Source organism: Allobosea sp. (assembly GCF_017308075.1).
Taxonomy (GTDB): Bacteria; Pseudomonadota; Alphaproteobacteria; order Rhizobiales; family Beijerinckiaceae; genus Allobosea.
Map to the genome: position 1 here is coordinate 1 of NZ_JAFKFX010000052.1, position 16,489 is coordinate 16,489.

General features: G+C 66.1%; 14 protein-coding genes and 1 pseudogene. 6 read left to right on the forward strand and 9 right to left on the reverse strand.

Annotated features, from left to right (window positions below):
* Positions 1-355: 355 nt before the first annotated feature.
* The 3 genes from J0J10_RS24880 (at position 356) to J0J10_RS24890 (ending at position 3,569) form a co-directional block, all read left to right on the forward strand.
* Positions 356-697: a DUF6634 family protein gene (locus tag J0J10_RS24880; RefSeq protein WP_291650067.1), complete on the forward strand. Its 342-nt coding sequence runs from the start codon at positions 356-358 to the stop codon at positions 695-697.
* Between the two features lie 106 nt (positions 698-803).
* Positions 804-1,610, forward strand: a complete 807-nt coding sequence (locus J0J10_RS24885; protein ID WP_291650069.1) for a metallophosphoesterase — start codon at positions 804-806, stop codon at positions 1,608-1,610.
* 39 nt (positions 1,611-1,649) lie between these two features.
* Positions 1,650-3,569: an AAA family ATPase gene (locus J0J10_RS24890; protein ID WP_291650071.1), complete on the forward strand. Its 1,920-nt coding sequence runs from the start codon at positions 1,650-1,652 to the stop codon at positions 3,567-3,569.
* A gap of 6 nt (positions 3,570-3,575) precedes the next feature.
* On the opposite strand, the gene trxB is transcribed toward J0J10_RS24890, so the two are convergent.
* The 3 genes and pseudogenes from trxB to J0J10_RS24905 all read right to left on the reverse strand — a co-directional run bounded on the left by trxB (position 3,576) and on the right by J0J10_RS24905 (position 6,201).
* Positions 3,576-4,580 carry a thioredoxin-disulfide reductase gene (gene trxB, locus J0J10_RS24895; protein WP_291650073.1) on the reverse strand — a complete coding sequence of 335 codons (1,005 nt, stop codon included), beginning with the start codon at positions 4,578-4,580 and terminating at the stop codon, positions 3,576-3,578.
* A gap of 126 nt (positions 4,581-4,706) precedes the next feature.
* Positions 4,707-5,100: pseudogene (locus J0J10_RS24900) on the reverse strand (FAD-dependent oxidoreductase); the annotation flags it as partial.
* Positions 5,101-5,205: 105 nt separating this feature from the next.
* Positions 5,206-6,201, reverse strand: a complete 996-nt coding sequence (locus tag J0J10_RS24905) for a mitochondrial fission ELM1 family protein (protein ID WP_291650075.1) — start codon at positions 6,199-6,201, stop codon at positions 5,206-5,208.
* A 152-nt stretch (positions 6,202-6,353) separates the two neighbouring features.
* Between J0J10_RS24905 and J0J10_RS24910 the strand changes: the two genes are divergently transcribed.
* Positions 6,354-6,818 carry an Lrp/AsnC family transcriptional regulator gene (locus tag J0J10_RS24910; protein ID WP_291636234.1) on the forward strand — a complete coding sequence of 155 codons (465 nt, stop codon included), beginning with the start codon at positions 6,354-6,356 and terminating at the stop codon, positions 6,816-6,818.
* A 4-nt stretch (positions 6,819-6,822) separates the two neighbouring features.
* Here J0J10_RS24910 and J0J10_RS24915 read toward each other — a convergent pair whose 3' ends face one another.
* The 5 genes from J0J10_RS24915 to carB all read right to left on the reverse strand — a co-directional run bounded on the left by J0J10_RS24915 (position 6,823) and on the right by carB (position 12,251).
* Positions 6,823-7,320 carry a hypothetical protein gene (locus J0J10_RS24915; RefSeq protein WP_291650077.1) on the reverse strand — a complete coding sequence of 166 codons (498 nt, stop codon included), beginning with the start codon at positions 7,318-7,320 and terminating at the stop codon, positions 6,823-6,825.
* On the reverse strand, positions 7,313-7,780 hold the full coding sequence (locus J0J10_RS24920; RefSeq protein WP_291650078.1) for a hypothetical protein: 468 nt from the start codon (positions 7,778-7,780) through the stop codon (positions 7,313-7,315). The genes J0J10_RS24915 and J0J10_RS24920 overlap by 8 nt, the downstream gene beginning before the upstream one ends.
* A gap of 7 nt (positions 7,781-7,787) precedes the next feature.
* The gene (locus J0J10_RS24925; protein ID WP_291650079.1) at positions 7,788-8,270 is read right to left on the reverse strand and encodes a hypothetical protein; all 483 of its coding nucleotides are present in this window, start codon (positions 8,268-8,270) and stop codon (positions 7,788-7,790) included.
* 68 nt (positions 8,271-8,338) lie between these two features.
* Entirely contained in the window at positions 8,339-8,812 is a 474-nt protein-coding gene (greA, locus tag J0J10_RS24930) for a transcription elongation factor GreA (RefSeq protein WP_291636242.1), read from the reverse strand.
* A gap of 106 nt (positions 8,813-8,918) precedes the next feature.
* Positions 8,919-12,251, reverse strand: coding sequence for a carbamoyl-phosphate synthase large subunit (gene carB / locus J0J10_RS24935; protein ID WP_291650081.1), 3,333 nt, complete (start codon positions 12,249-12,251; stop codon positions 8,919-8,921).
* Positions 12,252-12,671: 420 nt separating this feature from the next.
* Between carB and nhaA the strand changes: the two genes are divergently transcribed.
* Both nhaA and J0J10_RS24945 read left to right on the forward strand, forming a co-directional pair.
* On the forward strand, positions 12,672-13,880 hold the full coding sequence (gene nhaA / locus J0J10_RS24940) for a Na+/H+ antiporter NhaA (RefSeq protein WP_291650083.1): 1,209 nt from the start codon (positions 12,672-12,674) through the stop codon (positions 13,878-13,880).
* A gap of 145 nt (positions 13,881-14,025) precedes the next feature.
* Positions 14,026-15,087: a class I SAM-dependent methyltransferase gene (locus tag J0J10_RS24945; RefSeq protein WP_291650085.1), complete on the forward strand. Its 1,062-nt coding sequence runs from the start codon at positions 14,026-14,028 to the stop codon at positions 15,085-15,087.
* Positions 15,088-15,104: 17 nt separating this feature from the next.
* On the opposite strand, the gene J0J10_RS24950 is transcribed toward J0J10_RS24945, so the two are convergent.
* On the reverse strand, positions 15,105-16,487 hold the full coding sequence (locus J0J10_RS24950) for an amidohydrolase family protein (RefSeq protein WP_291650087.1): 1,383 nt from the start codon (positions 16,485-16,487) through the stop codon (positions 15,105-15,107).
* Positions 16,488-16,489: the final 2 nt, after the last annotated feature.

Consider the following 16,489-nt stretch of genomic DNA (forward strand, 5'->3'; position numbering starts at 1 on the left):
TCCTCGCTCGGCTACAAGCCGCCAGCACCGGTCGCTGTGGTCTGGCCGGCTGCGCAAACCCAACCCGCTTCGCCGGCCATCTCAACCGTGGCCGCCAAGCCCACCATGCACTAGATTAGAACCGGGCCACCTAACGGGGGCGGGCCAGCTTGTCGACAGTCGGTCGGCCAGGTCGAGATGGGATTTGGGCCGCTGCATGTCCACGTGTCGGCGACCGAGGTTACTTCAGCGCGCGGGATATCGAGGGGGCACTTTCGAAGCCGTCATTCTCGAACTCGTCACGTCGGCGGGAGGGCGACGGGCGGTTCGCTAGTCGAATTTCGGGAGGGCGGATTCTCGCAGGAGCGGCATTCCCATGGATCCAATAGATCTGGCTTGGACGGAGCGTCGGGCAGGGATTGAACTCGAGATCGAACGGCTGACGCGGCTCGTCGCCGACCTCACGATGTTCTGCGCCACTAAAGCTCCGGCCAGCGCCGAGCTCGCAACGGCGCCGATGCTTGATCGATGGCTGGCGACGTCAAGGCCCGCCTATTGCCTCGTTGGCGAGGTTTCCGGACATCCGCTGCTGGCGGGATCGGGGCGCAGGGTCGTTACCTCCGACCTCGTCCTGATCGACGGAGAGCGCGGTTGGGCGAGAACACGGTCTCGCTGGTATCGGCTCGGCACGCACACCACGTCGACGTCCGGCGGCTGAAGTTTCCACTCAACGAGATCCGTCGAGCGCGCCGAGAAAATTACCTCCGGCTTCCAACTCATCGTCGCGCGCGTTTCGCACCCGACGCGGCCAATAGGAATGATGCATGCGTCTTCTCGTCCTATCCGACATCCATCTTGAATTCGGCCCCTTCGAGCTTCCCGATGACATCGAGGATTTCGATGTCGCCGTGTTCGCCGGCGACATCGGTCGACCGATCGCAGACGCGATTGCGTGGATCGATCGGCAACGGAGCGGCCCGCTCAAGGGGAGACCGGTCGTCTTCGTGCCGGGGAACCACGAGTTCTATCGAGCGGAGTTCGCCGAATCCTTGAGCGCAGGCAAGACTTCGGCCGAACGGGCCGGAATCCATATGTTGGCGCCGGGAATGGTCATCCTCGGCGAGACGCGCTTCATCGGCTGCACGCTCTGGACCGATTACGCCCTGCTGGGAGACCCCAAAGCTGCGCGACAAGCGGCGCTCATGAGAATGAACGATCACCGCCTGATCGAGGTGGTCGAAGATCGACAAAGAATGCGCTTCCTGCCTCCGCACGCCGCCGCGCTACACGCGCAGGATCTGAACTTCATCGTGGCAAATCTCCGGCAGCCATTCGGAGGGAACACGGTCGTGGTCACGCACCACGCTCCTCACCCAGGATCCGTGCAGTCGCGATACCAAGGGGATGCGCTGTCGCCTGCTTTCGCCTCCGACCTCTCCGAGATCATCGAACGGTATCGCCCCGAACTCTGGATCCACGGTCACGATCACGCTTCCCACGACTATAGGGTCGGCCAGACACGTATCCTTTCGAACCAGGCCGGCTATCCGCGCAGCGGAGGAGGGCGCGAGAACCCCGAGTTCAACCCGCGCCTCGTTGTCGAACTCTCTCCATTTCGCAATTGTCGCTAACCGGGGTCCAATCCGATGAGAAAACGGAATGGCAGAATCTTGCGGGACCGCGCCAACATTATCCGCAGCGCTGGCCGCCTTCTGGCTTATTGCGCGACGATCCGCGGTTGCCGGCCGTATCTGCGCCGCGGCGGTACCCTCGCACTCGTCCTGATCGTCCCGGACGACGCTGACGTCGAGGACTACCGGCATGCAACCAACTTCGCGTTTTCGAAACCTGATCGGTTCGGCGGCTTCGATTTTGGCGACAACGCGAAGATCGTGGTCGCTCCCGATCACTGGCGAAAAGAGCGAAAAGAGGCCGCTCAGGACGACCTTCTGAAGCACGATTGCCTTGTCATTCTTGCGAAAGATGTGGCCGAGGTTCCGAATGCGGTAATGGCGGCAATCGACGACGTGGTGAAGTTGGACCGCCCTCAGGTCCGGCACCTCATGGCGGCCAGTCGCGTCTGCCTTAAGCAGCGGATGAGCGTGGTTCAGGCCGAGGAGCTTGCTGCCATGCCCCTGGCTCTGGTCGGTTCGATGCTGTGGCGCACCAGGCCGGTGTCCCAATCTCTTGATTGTATGAGGGATGTTCTGAGGGAGCGCAGGCCGGTCAAGGATCGGGAACTCCGCATCGAGAATCTGCATGGCCTAGGCGAGGCCGGGAGCTGGGCGCTTGATCTCGCCCAAGATCTAAATGACTGGCGTGAGGGCAAGATCGGGTGGGAGGACATCGATAAGGGAATTCTAATCAGCGGCCCGACCGGGACCGGCAAGACGACCTTAGCAAAGGCTTTAGCGGCAAGCTGCGGCGTGCATCTCGTTCTAGGGTCACTGGCACGTTGGCAAGCGCACGGCCATCTTGGCGATTATCTCCGGGCGATGAGGGCCGCTTTCGACGAAGCGCGTAAGAATGCGCCGTCCATCATCTTCATCGACGAGGTCGACGCCGCCGGAGACAGGGAGAAATTCAGCAACGATTACAACAGCCAGTACCACAATAAGGAGGTGGCGGCTCTCCTTGAATGCATCGATGGCGCCGAACGGCGAGAGGGCGTGATTGTCGTAGGCGCGTGCAATTATCCGGAAAGGTTGGATGCCGCTCTCGTTCGGCCTGGACGCCTCGATCGTCATATACGGATTCCACTACCCGATGGTCCGGCTCGGGAGGGTATCATCCGGTGGCATCTGGCCGGGGCACTTGAAAGCGACGATCTTTCCGTCGCCGTAGGCCGGACCGAAGGCTGGAGCGGCGCTGCCTTGGAGCAACTCGTCCGTGACGCCCGCCGATCGGCCCGTCGGGCTCGACGGATGGTCTCCGTCTCCGATCTCAACGCAACGCTCCCGCCGACCGTCTCGGTTCCCGCCGCGATGTTGCGTCGTGCGGCTGTGCATGAGGCCGGACATGTGATTGCCGCTGTCGTGTTGGACAAGCCCTTCGAGTTTGCGGAGATCCGCGACAAGGTAGATTCCGCTGGCGGGCATCAATCATTGGGCGTTGTCCGGGTCGGCAAGATGCCAATCGCCGAGATCACCGTCCAGAGCCTCCTCGACGAGATTTGCTTTCTGCTGGCTGGCATAGCTGCGGAAGGCGCCATCCTGGGCAGTCGCTCCATTGGTGGCGGCGGAACCCGAGGCAGCGATCTCCATCTGGCGACCCTCGTCGCACTCCGGCTCGAAGGGTCCTATGGGCTTGGCGAAGGGCTGGCTTTCCTGGCGGGAGAAGGAGAGGCTGAGCTGCTTCGATTGCTCCACACCTCAAAAACCATTCGCGAGCGGGTCGAAATCATTCTTGCCGAGCAAATGGTGAGGGCACGCTCACTCGTCGAGAGACACCGCGGCGCGCTGGAGCGCGCGGCTGATGAACTGCTCGACGGGAGGCGCATCACAGGTGTTAATGCAGGCGAGTTGATGGCAAGCGTCATAGATCGACCTGGGATTGGCCGAGAGCTAGTCGCCATCGGCTCAGCCCAGTGAGGCCTATTACCAAGCTTCAATCATCTCAGATTGCTGCTTCTCTTCAGCGGCCACTTCGGGATTCGAGCTGTGCTCGGCAAGATATTTTTCGGCTTCAAGCGCTGCCATGCAGCCCATGCCTGCCGCGAGCACCGCTTGACGATAAGTGGGGTCTGCCACGTCGCCTGCCGCTAGGACACCCCTTTGACTGGTCTTCGTGGACCATGGCGCGATCCTGATGTAGCCGGTCTCGTCCATATCGATCTGACCGCGAAAGAGCGCGGTTGCTGGATCGTGGCCGATTGCGACAAAGACGCCGTCGGTCGCAACTTCTTTGAACTCGCCAGTCTTCGTGTTCCGGATACGGACCCCAGTAACGGACTTCAGCGGTTCGGTAGTCCCGAGGATCTCGTCGACGGCGTGGTCCCAGATGACCTCAACCTTCGGATTTGCGAAAAGCCGCTCCTGAAGAATCTTCTCGGCACGGAAGCTGTCGCGACGGTGGACAACAGTGACCTTGCTGGCATGGTTAGTTAGGTAGAGAGCTTCCTCGACCGCGGTGTTGCCGCCGCCGACCACCACGACTTCCTTGCCCCTATAGAAAAAACCGTCACAGGTGGCGCACGCTGACACCCCGTGCCCGCCAAAGGCCCTCTCAGAATCCAAGCCAAGCCAACGTGCCTGGGCTCCAGTCGCGATGATTACGGTGTCCGCGAGATACGTGTCGCCTGAGTCGCCGATCGCCTTTTTAGGGGTGCTTGCAAGATCGACCGAGACGATCAGATCGTAGACCAATTGCGTGCCGACGTTCTCTGCCTGTTGACGCATCTGCTCCATCAGGTCGGGACCCTGAACCGGGTGTGCAAAGCCCGGATAGTTTTCGACGTCGGTGGTGATGGTTAGCTGGCCGCCCGGAGTCATGCCGGTCACGAGCATCGGCTTTAGGCTCGCACGCGCCGCGTAGATTGCTGCGGTGTATCCCGCCGGACCGGCACCGATGATCAGTACCTTGGTGTGGTGGACCTTCGACATTGGGAAATCCGTTCGGAGTATGATGCTGAGTCAGGCGGCCAAGCGAGTAGGACGGGCAGTATTGTAACTCTCTGCAACGCCTTGATTATAAAGGTAGAGTATCACACTCGGGGGCGTTTCGCGATCGCCGAAGCCCTGGAAGCTCTGCTCCGAGGGCAGGCCGAGCCACTTGGCCTGGGCGCCGGTGGCGATGACCAGCGCATCGCAGGAATAGGTCTCGCCGCCATCGCCCCAGAGCCGGAAGGGCCGCTGCGAGAGATCGACGCGGGCGATATGGTCGGAGACCATCTTCGTGCCCATGTGCTCGGCCTGGGCACGCATCTGCTCCATCAGCCAGGGGCCCTGGATGACGTCGGCGAAGCCGGGATAGTTCTCGACATCGGTGGTGATCATCAGCTGACCGCCGGCCTGCATGCCGGAGATCAATACCGGCTCGAACAAGGCGCGGGCGGCGTAGATCGCGGCGGTAGCCCGCGGGGCCGGAGCCGATGATCATCACCTTGGCGTGGGTATGGGCCATTCTCGTCTTCCTCTACCGGCCGTGCCGGTGAATTTCGGTCTCTTCCGGCCTCGCCGGCGATATCGCCTGGCCGGCCGCAACCCGACATATCGGCATCGGGGCGCGTCAGTCCAAGCCTGTCACCGCCCTGTGGCAGCGCCAGGCCTCGTCGACGGCCCGCGCGATCGCTTCCGTCGAGTCTAGCGGCTCGTAGCGCCCGCCTTCAAGCCGGCCCTCGAAGTGATGCACAGCGCCATAGGCCTTCAGCGCCTCGAGGAACTTCGCCAGCCGGGCATGGCCGCCATGCGGCTCGAAGACCAGAATGGGGACACCGGTGGCTGCCGCCTCGCCGATCATGTTGGTCGAGTCGGCGGTGACGACGATCGCATCCGCCAGCGCCAGCAGCGGGACATAGGGGTTGGCGCCCGTGCCGTCCCACCACCAGCCGCCATGGCGCCTGAAAACAGCAGCGACCGCCGCCTCGAGCGCCGGCGGCGTGCGGCGCGAGCGCGAACCCATCAGGGCAACGCCGGAGGCGGCGAGCGCCTCGAGCCGGGCGGCGAAGGCCTCGACGTCCTGCGGCCGGAAGCGGTGATGGCGGCTATCGCCGCCGACCAGGACGGCGGCGCGCGGCGAGGGCAGGGCGGCGAGCGCCGGCGGCGGCGCTGCGCGCGCGGCGGCGAGTGCGGCTGGGGCGAGGCGGTGCGGCGAGGTGATCGTCACCAGGACATTGTCCCCGCGCAGACGGTCGTGCTGCGGCACCCAGATCAGGTCGGCGGCGCCGGCGCCGGTACGGGGGTCCTTGAGGAAGACGGTGAAGCTGCGCCCGTTCGAGGCTTTCTTCAGCGCGCGCAGATAGGCGACGGCGCGCCGGCCCGAGGCGATGGCGATATCGGGAAAGGGTGGGCGCAGCGGGCTGTCCGCGCGGTCCGGCGCCTCCCGCGGATCGATCGGCCCGCGCGGCATCAGCCAGGCCCAGGGCCGGCCCGGGCGGACGCGGCGGATTTCGGGGACGAGGCCGAGGCGCTCGGCGACACCGAGGCATTGGACCTCGTCGCCGGCCTTGCCGTCGGTGAGCACCCAGAGAGTGGGATTTGGTTCGGAAGGCCGATGCTCGCCCAAGAATGATATCCCCGACGCCCGCCGTTGTCCCGGGCAGCTTCTGGCTGCTCCCCGGGACAAGGCTCGAATGTGGCCATCCCGATGATGGCCATCGCCTTGTATCGCGTGGACACTGCGTCTACACCAGCGCGACCTTTTTCCCCGGAGGATCTGTGCGTTCCAAGCTCGACGAGATCGATCTTCGCATCCTGGCCGAATTGCAGCGTGATGGGCGGATGACGAATGTCGAACTCGCCAGCCGCGTTGGCATTTCGCCGCCGCCCTGCCTCAGGCGGGTCAGGGCGCTTGAGGAGGCCGGGGTGATCACCGGCTATCGGGCGCAGCTCGACGAGCGCAAGCTCGGCATCGAGGTCGTCTGCTTCGCCTTCGTTCACCTCGCCAGCCAGGCCGAGGCCGATCTCGCCGCCTTCCAGAGCCGGATCCGCGATTGGCCGGCGGTGCGCGAATGCTGGACGCTCTCGGGTGACATCGATTTCGTGCTGAAATGCGTCGCGACGGACCTGAAAGCCTTCCAGGACTTCGTCAGCGACCTGACGGCGCTGCCCAATGTCCGCAATGTCCGCACCGCGCTGGCGCTCGACCGGGTCAAGGACGAGCCGATCGCGCCTCTGGACTGAGGTCTCAGCCGAGCGTCAGCTTCTTGATCCAGGCGGCGTGGTTGACGATGAGGCGCTCGACGCGGCGCTCGTCGATACCGGGTGAGAACCAGAAACCGGAATCGCCGGCCCCGTTCATCGACAGGACCGGATAGGTCGCCAGCACCTCGCCTTTGCGGCCGGTGACCGTGACCAGACTTTCCAGATAGTCCGAGGTCGCGCCGTCATCGATGTCGCCGCCCACATAGGTCGGCATGGTCAAACCGCGCACGGCGACCGTGAGCGTCGCGCCGCCAGGCTGACGCATCCCGGCGAAAGCGCGTGCCAGCTCTTGCTCGAGCCGGGTCCTGACGACCTCGGCGCGCGGGCCGACGCCGAGCTCGACCAGGCGCGAGACGTCGACGCGAATGGTGCCGATCACGGTGCCGGGGTCGAGCGGCGGCGTGGTCTGGCAGCCGGTCAGCAAGGCCGCGGCTGCGCCCAGGACGAGCAGGCGGCGGGTCGGCAGCATCGTCTCACCCACCGAGATAGCGCCTGATCCATTCTGCGTTGCTGGAGGCCAGGGCCGCGATCCGGCGCCGGTCGACGTCCGGCCGGTACCAGGCGCCCCCGGAGCTCGGGGCCATGATGGCGAGGATCGGGTAGCGGGCGAGCTCGCGCCCGTCGGCCCCGATCAGCCGGGCTTCGCTTTCGAGGCTGTCATTGCCGAGGGTGACGGCCTGTCCGCCGGCATAGCTCGTCAGGTAGAGCCCGGTGACGGTGACCAGCAGGGTCGCGCCATGGGCGCTTCGCAGGCCGGCGAGCTCGCGCTCCAGCATCGGCTTGATCATCACGGCGGTGGTGCTCTGGCCCTTGGCTGCGAGCGGGCCGGTGTCGACGCGAATCGCGCCGATCGCGATGTCCTGACCGTGGCGCGACGTGGTCTGGCAGCCGGCCAGCAAGGCGGCGGCTGCGCCCAGGGCGAGCAGGCGGCGGGTCGGCATCGCGGCTTCAGCCACCGAGATAGCGCCTGATCCAGAGCGCGTTGTTCTCGAGCAGGGCCGCGACGCGCCGCTGGTCGATATCGGGCCGGTACCAGGCGCCGCCGGAGCTGGAGAGCAGGGTCGAGCGGATCGGATAGCTGGCGAGCACGCGGCCGCGATCGATCAGCTCAATATAGCTGTCCATATTGTCGTTGCTGTCGGAATCGCCGGGGCTGCCGCCACCGGCGAAGCTGGCGAGCCAGATTCCGTGCACGGTGACGTAAAGTGTCGGGCCGCCGCGCTGGCGCTGGCCGCTGAGCTGGCCGGCCAGTTCCCGCTCCAGGGCCCGCGCGATCCGGCCGGCATTCTCGCCCCAGCCCTGCGGGCCGAGGCGGCTTGCATCGACGCGGATGGCACCGACCGGGAGGCCCTGAGCCAGGGCCTGAAACGAAGCGAGCCCGCCTGCGGCAAGCGCGGCGGACCCGGTGAGAAAAGCGCGGCGGCTGATCATGGCGACTTCTCCGGCAGCAGGCATCCTCCTCAATCTAGGAGCTGCCGCCGGGCGGGCCAAGGAGCCTTTCAGCGGAAGGCGACGTCGACGACCTCATAGGACTTGCCGCCGCCGGGCGTATTGACCTGGACGGAGTCGCCGACCTTCTTGCCGATGAGCGCGCGCGCGATCGGCGAGCCGATCGAGACCTTGCCCGACTTCACGTCGGATTCCGGCTCGCCGACGATCTGGTAGAGCTTCTCTTCCTCGGTATCGTCGTCGATCAGCTTGACGGTCGCGCCGAACTTGATCGTGTCGCCGCCGAGCTTCGAGATATCGATGATGTCGGCGCGGCCGATCAGCGATTCCAGCTCCATGATCCGGCCTTCGTTGAGCGACTGGGCCTCCTTGGCGGCATGATACTCGGCGTTCTCCGAGAGATCGCCGAGGGCCCGTGCCTCGGAGATCGCCTGGATGATCCGTTGGCGCTCGACCTGCTGCCTGTGCTTCAGCTCGACCTCGAGAGCGGCGAAGCCGCCCGCCGTCATAGGAACCTTGTCCATCGTCCCGTCCCAGTTCCGAAACGCGATGCGGCGCCGGCCGGACAAGTCCGCGCCAGCGCCGTCGCTTTCGATCGTCAGAAAAACTATTTCGGTGCGCCGTCCCGAATCAGGCGGCGCCGTCGAAATAGGATTGTAGCGACCTCACCTCGAGATCGCCGCTGCAATAGGCCTTGATGCCCTCCGCCGCAGCGATCGCTCCGGCCAAGGTGGTATAATAGGGCACCTTGTGCAAGAGGGCGGCGCGGCGCAGCGGGCGCGAATCCGCGAGGGCCTGCGGACCCTCGGTCGTGTTGAAGACGAGCTGGACACCGCCGTTCTTGATCGCGTCGACGATGTGCGGGCGGCCTTCCAGAACCTTGTTGATCTTGCTGGCGCGGATGCCGTTGTCCTGGAGCAGGCGCTGGGTGCCGCCGGTCGCGACGATCTGGAAGCCGAGATCGGCGAGCATCCGGATCGAAGGCAGGATCCGCAGCTTGTCCTGGTCGCGGAGCGAGACGAAGACGGTGCCCTTGACCGGGACCTTCGAGCCGGCGCCGAGCTGGCTCTTGGCGAAGGCGACGTCGAAGGAGCGGTCGAGGCCGATGACCTCGCCGGTCGAACGCATCTCCGGCCCGAGCAAGACGTCGACGCCGGGGAAGCGGGCGAAGGGGAAGACCGCTTCCTTCACGCCGACATGGCCGAGCTTCTCCTGCTTCAGGCCGAAGCTGGCGAGGCTCTCGCCGGCCATCAGCCGCGCCGCGATCTTGGCTATCGGCTTGCCGATGACCTTGGCGACGAAGGGCACGGTGCGCGAGGCCCGCGGATTGACCTCGAGCACGTAGATGACGTCGTTCTGGATGGCGTACTGGACGTTCATCAGGCCGCCGACATCGAGCGCCAGGGCCATGGCGCGGGTCTGGCGCTCCAGCTCGGCGATCATCTCGGGGCTGAGCGAGCGCGGCGGCAGCGAGCAGGCGGAGTCGCCGGAATGGATGCCGGCCTCCTCGATATGCTCCATGATCCCGGCGATGAAGGCGTCCTTGCCGTCCGAGAGGCAGTCGACGTCGACCTCGATGGCGTCGGAGAGATAACGGTCGAAGAGCAGCGGGTTCTTGCCGAGAACGGTGTTGATCTGCCCGGTCTTGTCGTTCGGGTACTTGGCCTTGACCTCGGAGGGGATCAGCGAGGGCAGGGTGCCGAGCAGGTAGTTCTCGAACTGGGTCTCGTCGCGGATGATCTCCATGGCGCGTCCGCCGAGCACATAGGAGGGCCGGACCACGAAGGGCAGGCCGAGCTCGGCGGCGATCAGGCGGGCCTGCTCGACCGAATAGGCGATGCCGTTCTTCGGCTGCTTGAGCTGGAGCTTGTCGAGCAGGCGCTTGAAGCGGTCGCGGTCCTCGGCGAGATCGATCGCGTCCGGCGTGGTGCCGAGGATCGGGATGCCGGCCTGCTCGAGCGCATGGGCGAGCTTCAGCGGGGTCTGGCCGCCGAACTGGACGATGACGCCGTGCAGCGTGCCCTTCTGCTTCTCGGTCTCGAGGATCTCGAGCACGTCCTCGGCGGTCAGCGGCTCGAAATAGAGCCGGTCCGACGTGTCGTAATCGGTCGAGACCGTCTCGGGATTGCAGTTGACCATGATGGTCTCGTAGCCGGCGTCGCGCAGCGCATAGCAGGCATGGCAGCAGCAATAGTCGAACTCGATGCCCTGGCCGATGCGGTTGGGGCCGCCGCCGAGGATGACGACCTTCTTGGCGTCGGAGGGCTGTGCCTCGTCGGCCGGCGCGCCGGCGAAGGGCATGGCATAGGTCGAGTACATATAGGCGGTCGGCGAGGCGAACTCGGCGGCGCAGGTGTCGATGCGCTTGAACACCGGGCGCACGTCGAGCGAGCGGCGCAGCGCCTTGACCTCGGCCTCGGTCTTGCCGGAGACGGCCGCGAGGCGCTTGTCGGAGAAGCCCATCGCCTTGACCTGGCGCAGCGCGATCGGCGTCTGCGGCAGGCCGTGGGCGCGGATCTTCTCCTCGGTGTCGACGATGCCGCGCATCTGCTCGAGGAACCAGGGATCGATCTTGCAGCTCTCGTGGATCTGCTCGTCGGTGAAGCCGAGGCGCATGGCCTGGGCGACATGCAGGATGCGGTCGGGGGTCGGCGTCGAGAGTGCCGCCTTGACGGCGTTGCGGTCGTCGCCCTGGCCGAGGCCCTCGACCTCGATCTCGTCGAGCCCGTCGAGGCCGGTCTCGAGCGAGCGCAGCGCCTTCTGCAGCGATTCCTGGAAGGTGCGGCCGATCGCCATGGCTTCGCCGACCGACTTCATCGCGGTGGTCAGGGTCGGTTCGGAGCCCGGGAACTTCTCGAAGGCGAAGCGCGGGATCTTGGTGACGACATAGTCGATCGTCGGCTCGAAGGAGGCGGGCGTCGCGCCACCGGTGATGTCGTTCTCGATCTCGTCGAGCGTGTAGCCGACGGCGAGGCGCGCCGCGACCTTGGCGATCGGGAAGCCGGTGGCCTTGGACGCCAGGGCGGAAGAGCGCGAGACGCGCGGATTCATCTCGATGACGATCATCCGGCCGGTCTCCGGATCGACTGCGAATTGCACGTTCGACCCGCCGGTCTCGACGCCGATCTCGCGCAGCACCGCCAGCGAGGCGTCGCGCATGATCTGGTATTCCTTGTCGGTCAGCGTCAGCGCTGGGGCGACCGTGATCGAATCGCCGGTGTGGACGCCCATCGGGTCGAAGTTCTCGATCGAGCAGACGATGATGCAGTTGTCCGCCTTATCGCGGACGACCTCCATCTCGTATTCCTTCCAGCCGAGGACGCTTTCCTCGATCAGCACTTCGCTGGTCGGCGAGGCGTCCATGCCGCGCTCGACGATGTCGATGAACTCGCTCTTGTTGTAGGCGATGCCGCCGCCGGTGCCGCCCATGGTGAAGGAGGGGCGGATGATGGTGGGAAGGCCGATATCCTCCAGCGCCTCGAGGGCGGCGCCGAGCGATTTGACGTGGTGCGAACGCGGCGTCGAGAGGCCGATCTTGGTCATCGCCTCGCGGAAGCGCTCGCGATCCTCGGCCTTGTCGATGGCGTCGGCGGTGGCGCCGATCATCTCGACGTCGAATTTCTCGAGCACGCCCATCTTCTCGAGCGAGAGCGCGCAGTTCAGCGCGGTCTGGCCGCCCATGGTCGGCAGCAGGGCGAAGCCGCCCGGCAGGACGTTGCGTTCCTTTTCGATGATCTTGGCGACGATCACGGGCGTGATCGGCTCGACATAGGTCGAATCGGCCAGCTCCGGATCGGTCATGATCGTCGCCGGGTTCGAGTTGACCAGCACGATGCGGTAGCCCTCGGCCTTCAGCGTCTTGCAGGCCTGGGTGCCGGAATAGTCGAATTCGCAGGCCTGGCCGATGATGATGGGGCCGGCGCCGATGATCAGGATCGTCTTGATGTCTGTGCGCTTCGGCATGGGTCTCGACCGTACTTGCGGGCGTGCGCGACCCTCGTCCGATCGTGCGAACGGGGGGCAGCAGGCGCCTGAATGAATGCTAGGCGCTCGCTATAGACGGGAGCGGCGGCTGGGGGAAGCAGAAAGCGCGGGCAGGTGGCATGCGCGCGCGGCGATCTTTCCTCCGCCGGCCGGTGGAATGCGCCTGGCCGGGGCGAGGCGTGCCGGGGTGGTGTCCAGGTTGCGGCCCTCCGCCATCGATGCGATAGAGGGCCCGGGTGCTCCGCCGCGCTGGTGCGGCGGGCAGGTTTTTTGCGCTGGTCGGGCCGCCAGTGCGAGGAGACCTGCATCGATGATCCCGGCCACCCGGGCGCGCCTCCTGCGTGCGCGCCGCGCTTTTGTCTGCTGTTCCGCAATCGCCTCGCAGAAGGGGCTGCGCCGATGAGCGGTTCGCTTCACGCCCCCAACGCGCGCAAGCCCGTCACGACGCTGCGCAAATTCGTCGAGAGCGAGTCGGCCGGCGGTCTCGTCCTGATGGCGGCCGCGCTGCTGGCCATCCTCATCGCCAATTCGCCGCTGGCTCCGACCTATTTCGCGGCGCTGAATGTCTATGTCGGACCGCTCAGCCTGCTGCACTGGATCAACGACGCGCTGATGGCGCTGTTCTTCCTGTTCGTCGGGCTCGAGATCAAGCGCGAGATGCTCGACGGGCAGCTTTCGAGCTGGAGCCGCAGGATCCTGCCCGGAGCGGCGGCGCTCGGCGGCATGATCGTTCCCGGCCTGATCTTCATCGCCTTCAACCGGGCGGATCCGGCTGCGCTTCGCGGCTGGGCGATTCCGGCGGCGACCGACATCGCCTTCGCGCTCGGGGTGCTCTCGCTGCTCGGCTCCCGGGTGCCGGGCTCGCTCAAGGTCTTCCTCGCTGCGCTCGCGATCATCGACGATCTCGGGGCGGTCGTGATCATCGCGCTGTTCTACACGGCCGAGCTCAACCTCTATGCCCTGCTCGGCGGGGTCGTCGTGTTCGGGCTTCTCCTGGGGCTGAATCGCCTCGGCTATCGGAAACTGCCGGCCTATCTCGCCCTCGGGCTGGTGCTATGGGTGTTCACCCTGATCTCGGGCGTTCATGCAACCGTCGCCGGCGTGCTCCTGGCCCTGACCATCCCGATCCGGGTGACGCCCGCCAAGCCCGAATCCGATCCGGCGTATTCGCCGCTGCACCGCCTGGAGCACCATCTCCACCTGCCGGTCGCCTTCCTGATCGTGCCGATCTTCGGTTTCGCCAATGCCGGCGTCTCGTTCGCCGGGCTTTCGCCCGCCGTGCTCGGCGACATGCTGGCCGTCGGCGTCGCGGCCGGCCTGTTCTTCGGCAAGCTGATCGGGGTGATGGGCGCCGTCTTGCTGATGGAGCGCAAGGGCTGGGCCGATCTGCCGGCCAATGCGAGCTGGGGCCAGATGTTCGGCGTCGCGCTGCTCTGCGGCATCGGCTTCACCATGAGCCTGTTCATCGGCCTGCTCGCCTTCGAGGACCCCGCCATGCAGGCGCGGGTGAAGTACGGCATCCTCGCTGGCTCGCTGCTATCGGGCCTGGCGGGCTATCTCGTGCTGCGGGTGGTCCGGCGGGACGACCCGCCGCCGCGCCGCGCCTGATGATGCGGCGTCGGCCAGCGGCGCCGCCATCGCCCGTCTTGGCGCTTTCCGGGTGGGCGGCGCGGGTATAGCATCGCCGCTTCCGCGATGGCGTCGAGCCGGTTCGCGAGAGTTCCGGCCACGCCCCAACCAGAGGAGCTTGGTCATGCGTCAACCAGATCCGCAAAAGCTCGATGCCCTGGTGGGACGCCTCGTCGGGGACGTCGGCGCCTGCGTCACCGGCTCCCTGATCGTGCTGGGAGACCAACTCGGCCTCTACAAGGCGATGGGCGACGGCAAGCCGGTCACCGCTGCCGACCTTGCCAGCCGTACCGGCGTCAAGGAACGCTATGTCCGTGAATGGCTCTCGGCCCAGGCGGCGGCGGAATACGTGCAATATGACGAGAAGACGGATCGCTTCAGCCTGTCGCCGGAGCAGGCGATGGCCTTCGCCGAGGAGAGCAGCCCGGCCTTCTTCGCCGGGGCGTTCGAGGTCGTTCAATCCATGTGGGTCGACGAGCCCAAGGTCGAGCAGGCCTTCCGGACCGGTCAGGGCCTGGGCTGGCACGAGCACAGCAAATGCCTGTTCCGCGGCACCGAGCGCTTCTTCCGGCCGGGCTACAACGCCAATCTGAAGACGAGCTGGATCCCGGCGCTCGACGGTGTCGAGGCGAAGCTGGAGAAGGGCGCGGTCGTCGCCGATGTCGGCTGCGGCCACGGCGCCTCGACCATCCTGATGGCGCAGGCCTATCCGAAATCGCGCTTCTTCGCCTTCGACTATCACGGGCCTTCGATCGAGAAGGCGCGCGAGGCGGCCGACAAGGCCGGCGTCGGAGACCGGATCGTCTTCGAACAGGCCTCGGCCAAGGATTTCCCGGCGAAGAAATACGATCTCGTCGCGATGTTCGATTGCCTGCACGACATGGGCGACCCCGTCGGTGCCGGCCGCCATGTCAGGGAGACGCTCGCCGATGACGGGACCTGGATGATCGTCGAGCCTTTCGCCCATGACCAGCTCAAGGACAATCTCAACCCGGTCGGCCGGATCTTCTACGGGGCGTCGACGATGATCTGCACCCCGGCCTCGCTGTCGCAGGAGGTCGGGCTCGGGCTCGGCGCCCAGGCCGGCGAGATGCGCTTGCGCAAGGTCGCGCTCGATGCCGGTTTCTCGCGTTTCCGCCGCGCCACCGAGACGCCGTTCAACATGGTGTTCGAGGTCAGGGCATAGGACGCAGGACAGCTCTCCTAAGCGCAACAGGGGCAGCCCGGACCGAACACCGCCCGGCTGCCCAGTGCCGCGAGCCTGCCGCGCCAGCCCGGGACCTTCTCCTTGATGCGTGCCATCGTCCGTTCGCGGTCGAGGCGGGTCGGACGGCCATCCTCCATGACGATCGCCCCGTCGACGATGCTGGTCACCACGTCGCTTGCCCTCGCGTAATAGACCAGCGCGGCGTAGTCGCCGTAATAAGGCTGGAGATGCGGGCGGTCGATGTCGACCATGATCAGATCGGCCTTCTTGCCGGCTTCCAGCGAGCCGATCTCGCCCGCCTGCCCCATGACGCGGGCGGCGCCGATCGTGTGCAGCTCCAGTGCCTGCGCGCAGGTGAGGGCGGTCGGGCTGCCGAGGCGCAGCCGCATGGCGTTGAGGGCGTTGCGCATGCCCTCGAACGGGTCGTTCAGCATCCAGTCCGTGGCGAAGCCGGTGGGGATGCCGCGCGCCATGATGTCTTCCAGCGGCGGATAGCGGCCGCGGCGCGGATAGATCGTCGGGCAATGCGCATAGGCTGCGCCGCTCTCCTGGACGGCGTCGAGATCGCCATCCTTAGCGAAGACGAGATGGGCGAGCACGACATCCGGGCCGAGCATGCCGACATCCCTGAGGAATTCGACGGGGCCGCAGCCATGGGTCGCCTTGATCTGCTCGGCCTCGCCGGCGCTCTGGGCGGCATGGATATGCATGCCGATGCCGAGCCGGTTCGCCTCGGCGCGGGCCGTCTTGAGCAGTTCGGGCGAACAGGTGTCGGTGGCGTGCGTCCCGATGCGCGCGGTGATGCGGCCATTGGCGGCGCCGTGCCAGCGTTCGGCGAAGGCGACACCGTCGCGCAGGCGCTCCTCGCCGATATCAGGATGATGCGTGTAGTCGCCGCGCCAGAGTTCGTGCAGGCGGACATCGAAGACCTTGTGGGCGATCTGGGCACGCAGGCCGCAGGCTTCTACCGTCCCGGCGAGCCGGTGCGGCGCGTACCAGATGTCGTTGATGGTGGTGATGCCGGACTGGAGCATGTCGGCGCAGCCGGCCTCCGCCAACAACGCCCATTCGTCATCCGTGATGTCCTTCTCCATCCGGAACGCGACTTCGAGCAGCGCCGCCTTGGCGGCGTGGTCGTCGGTCTGGCTGCGGAAGACCAGCGAAGCGGCGTGCGAATGGCAGTTGACGAAGCCGGGCAGGACCGCCCGCCCGGCGCCGTCCAGCGTGCGGGCGGGTGCCCAATGTCCCTCCGGCTGACGCGGGCCGGCATGGAGGATGCGCCCGCCTGAGATCGCGACCTCGCCATCCGGGATCACCGGCATTCCGGGGCTGACCGGGTACAGGAATTCGGCGCGCACCAGGAGGTCGATCTCGATCATGG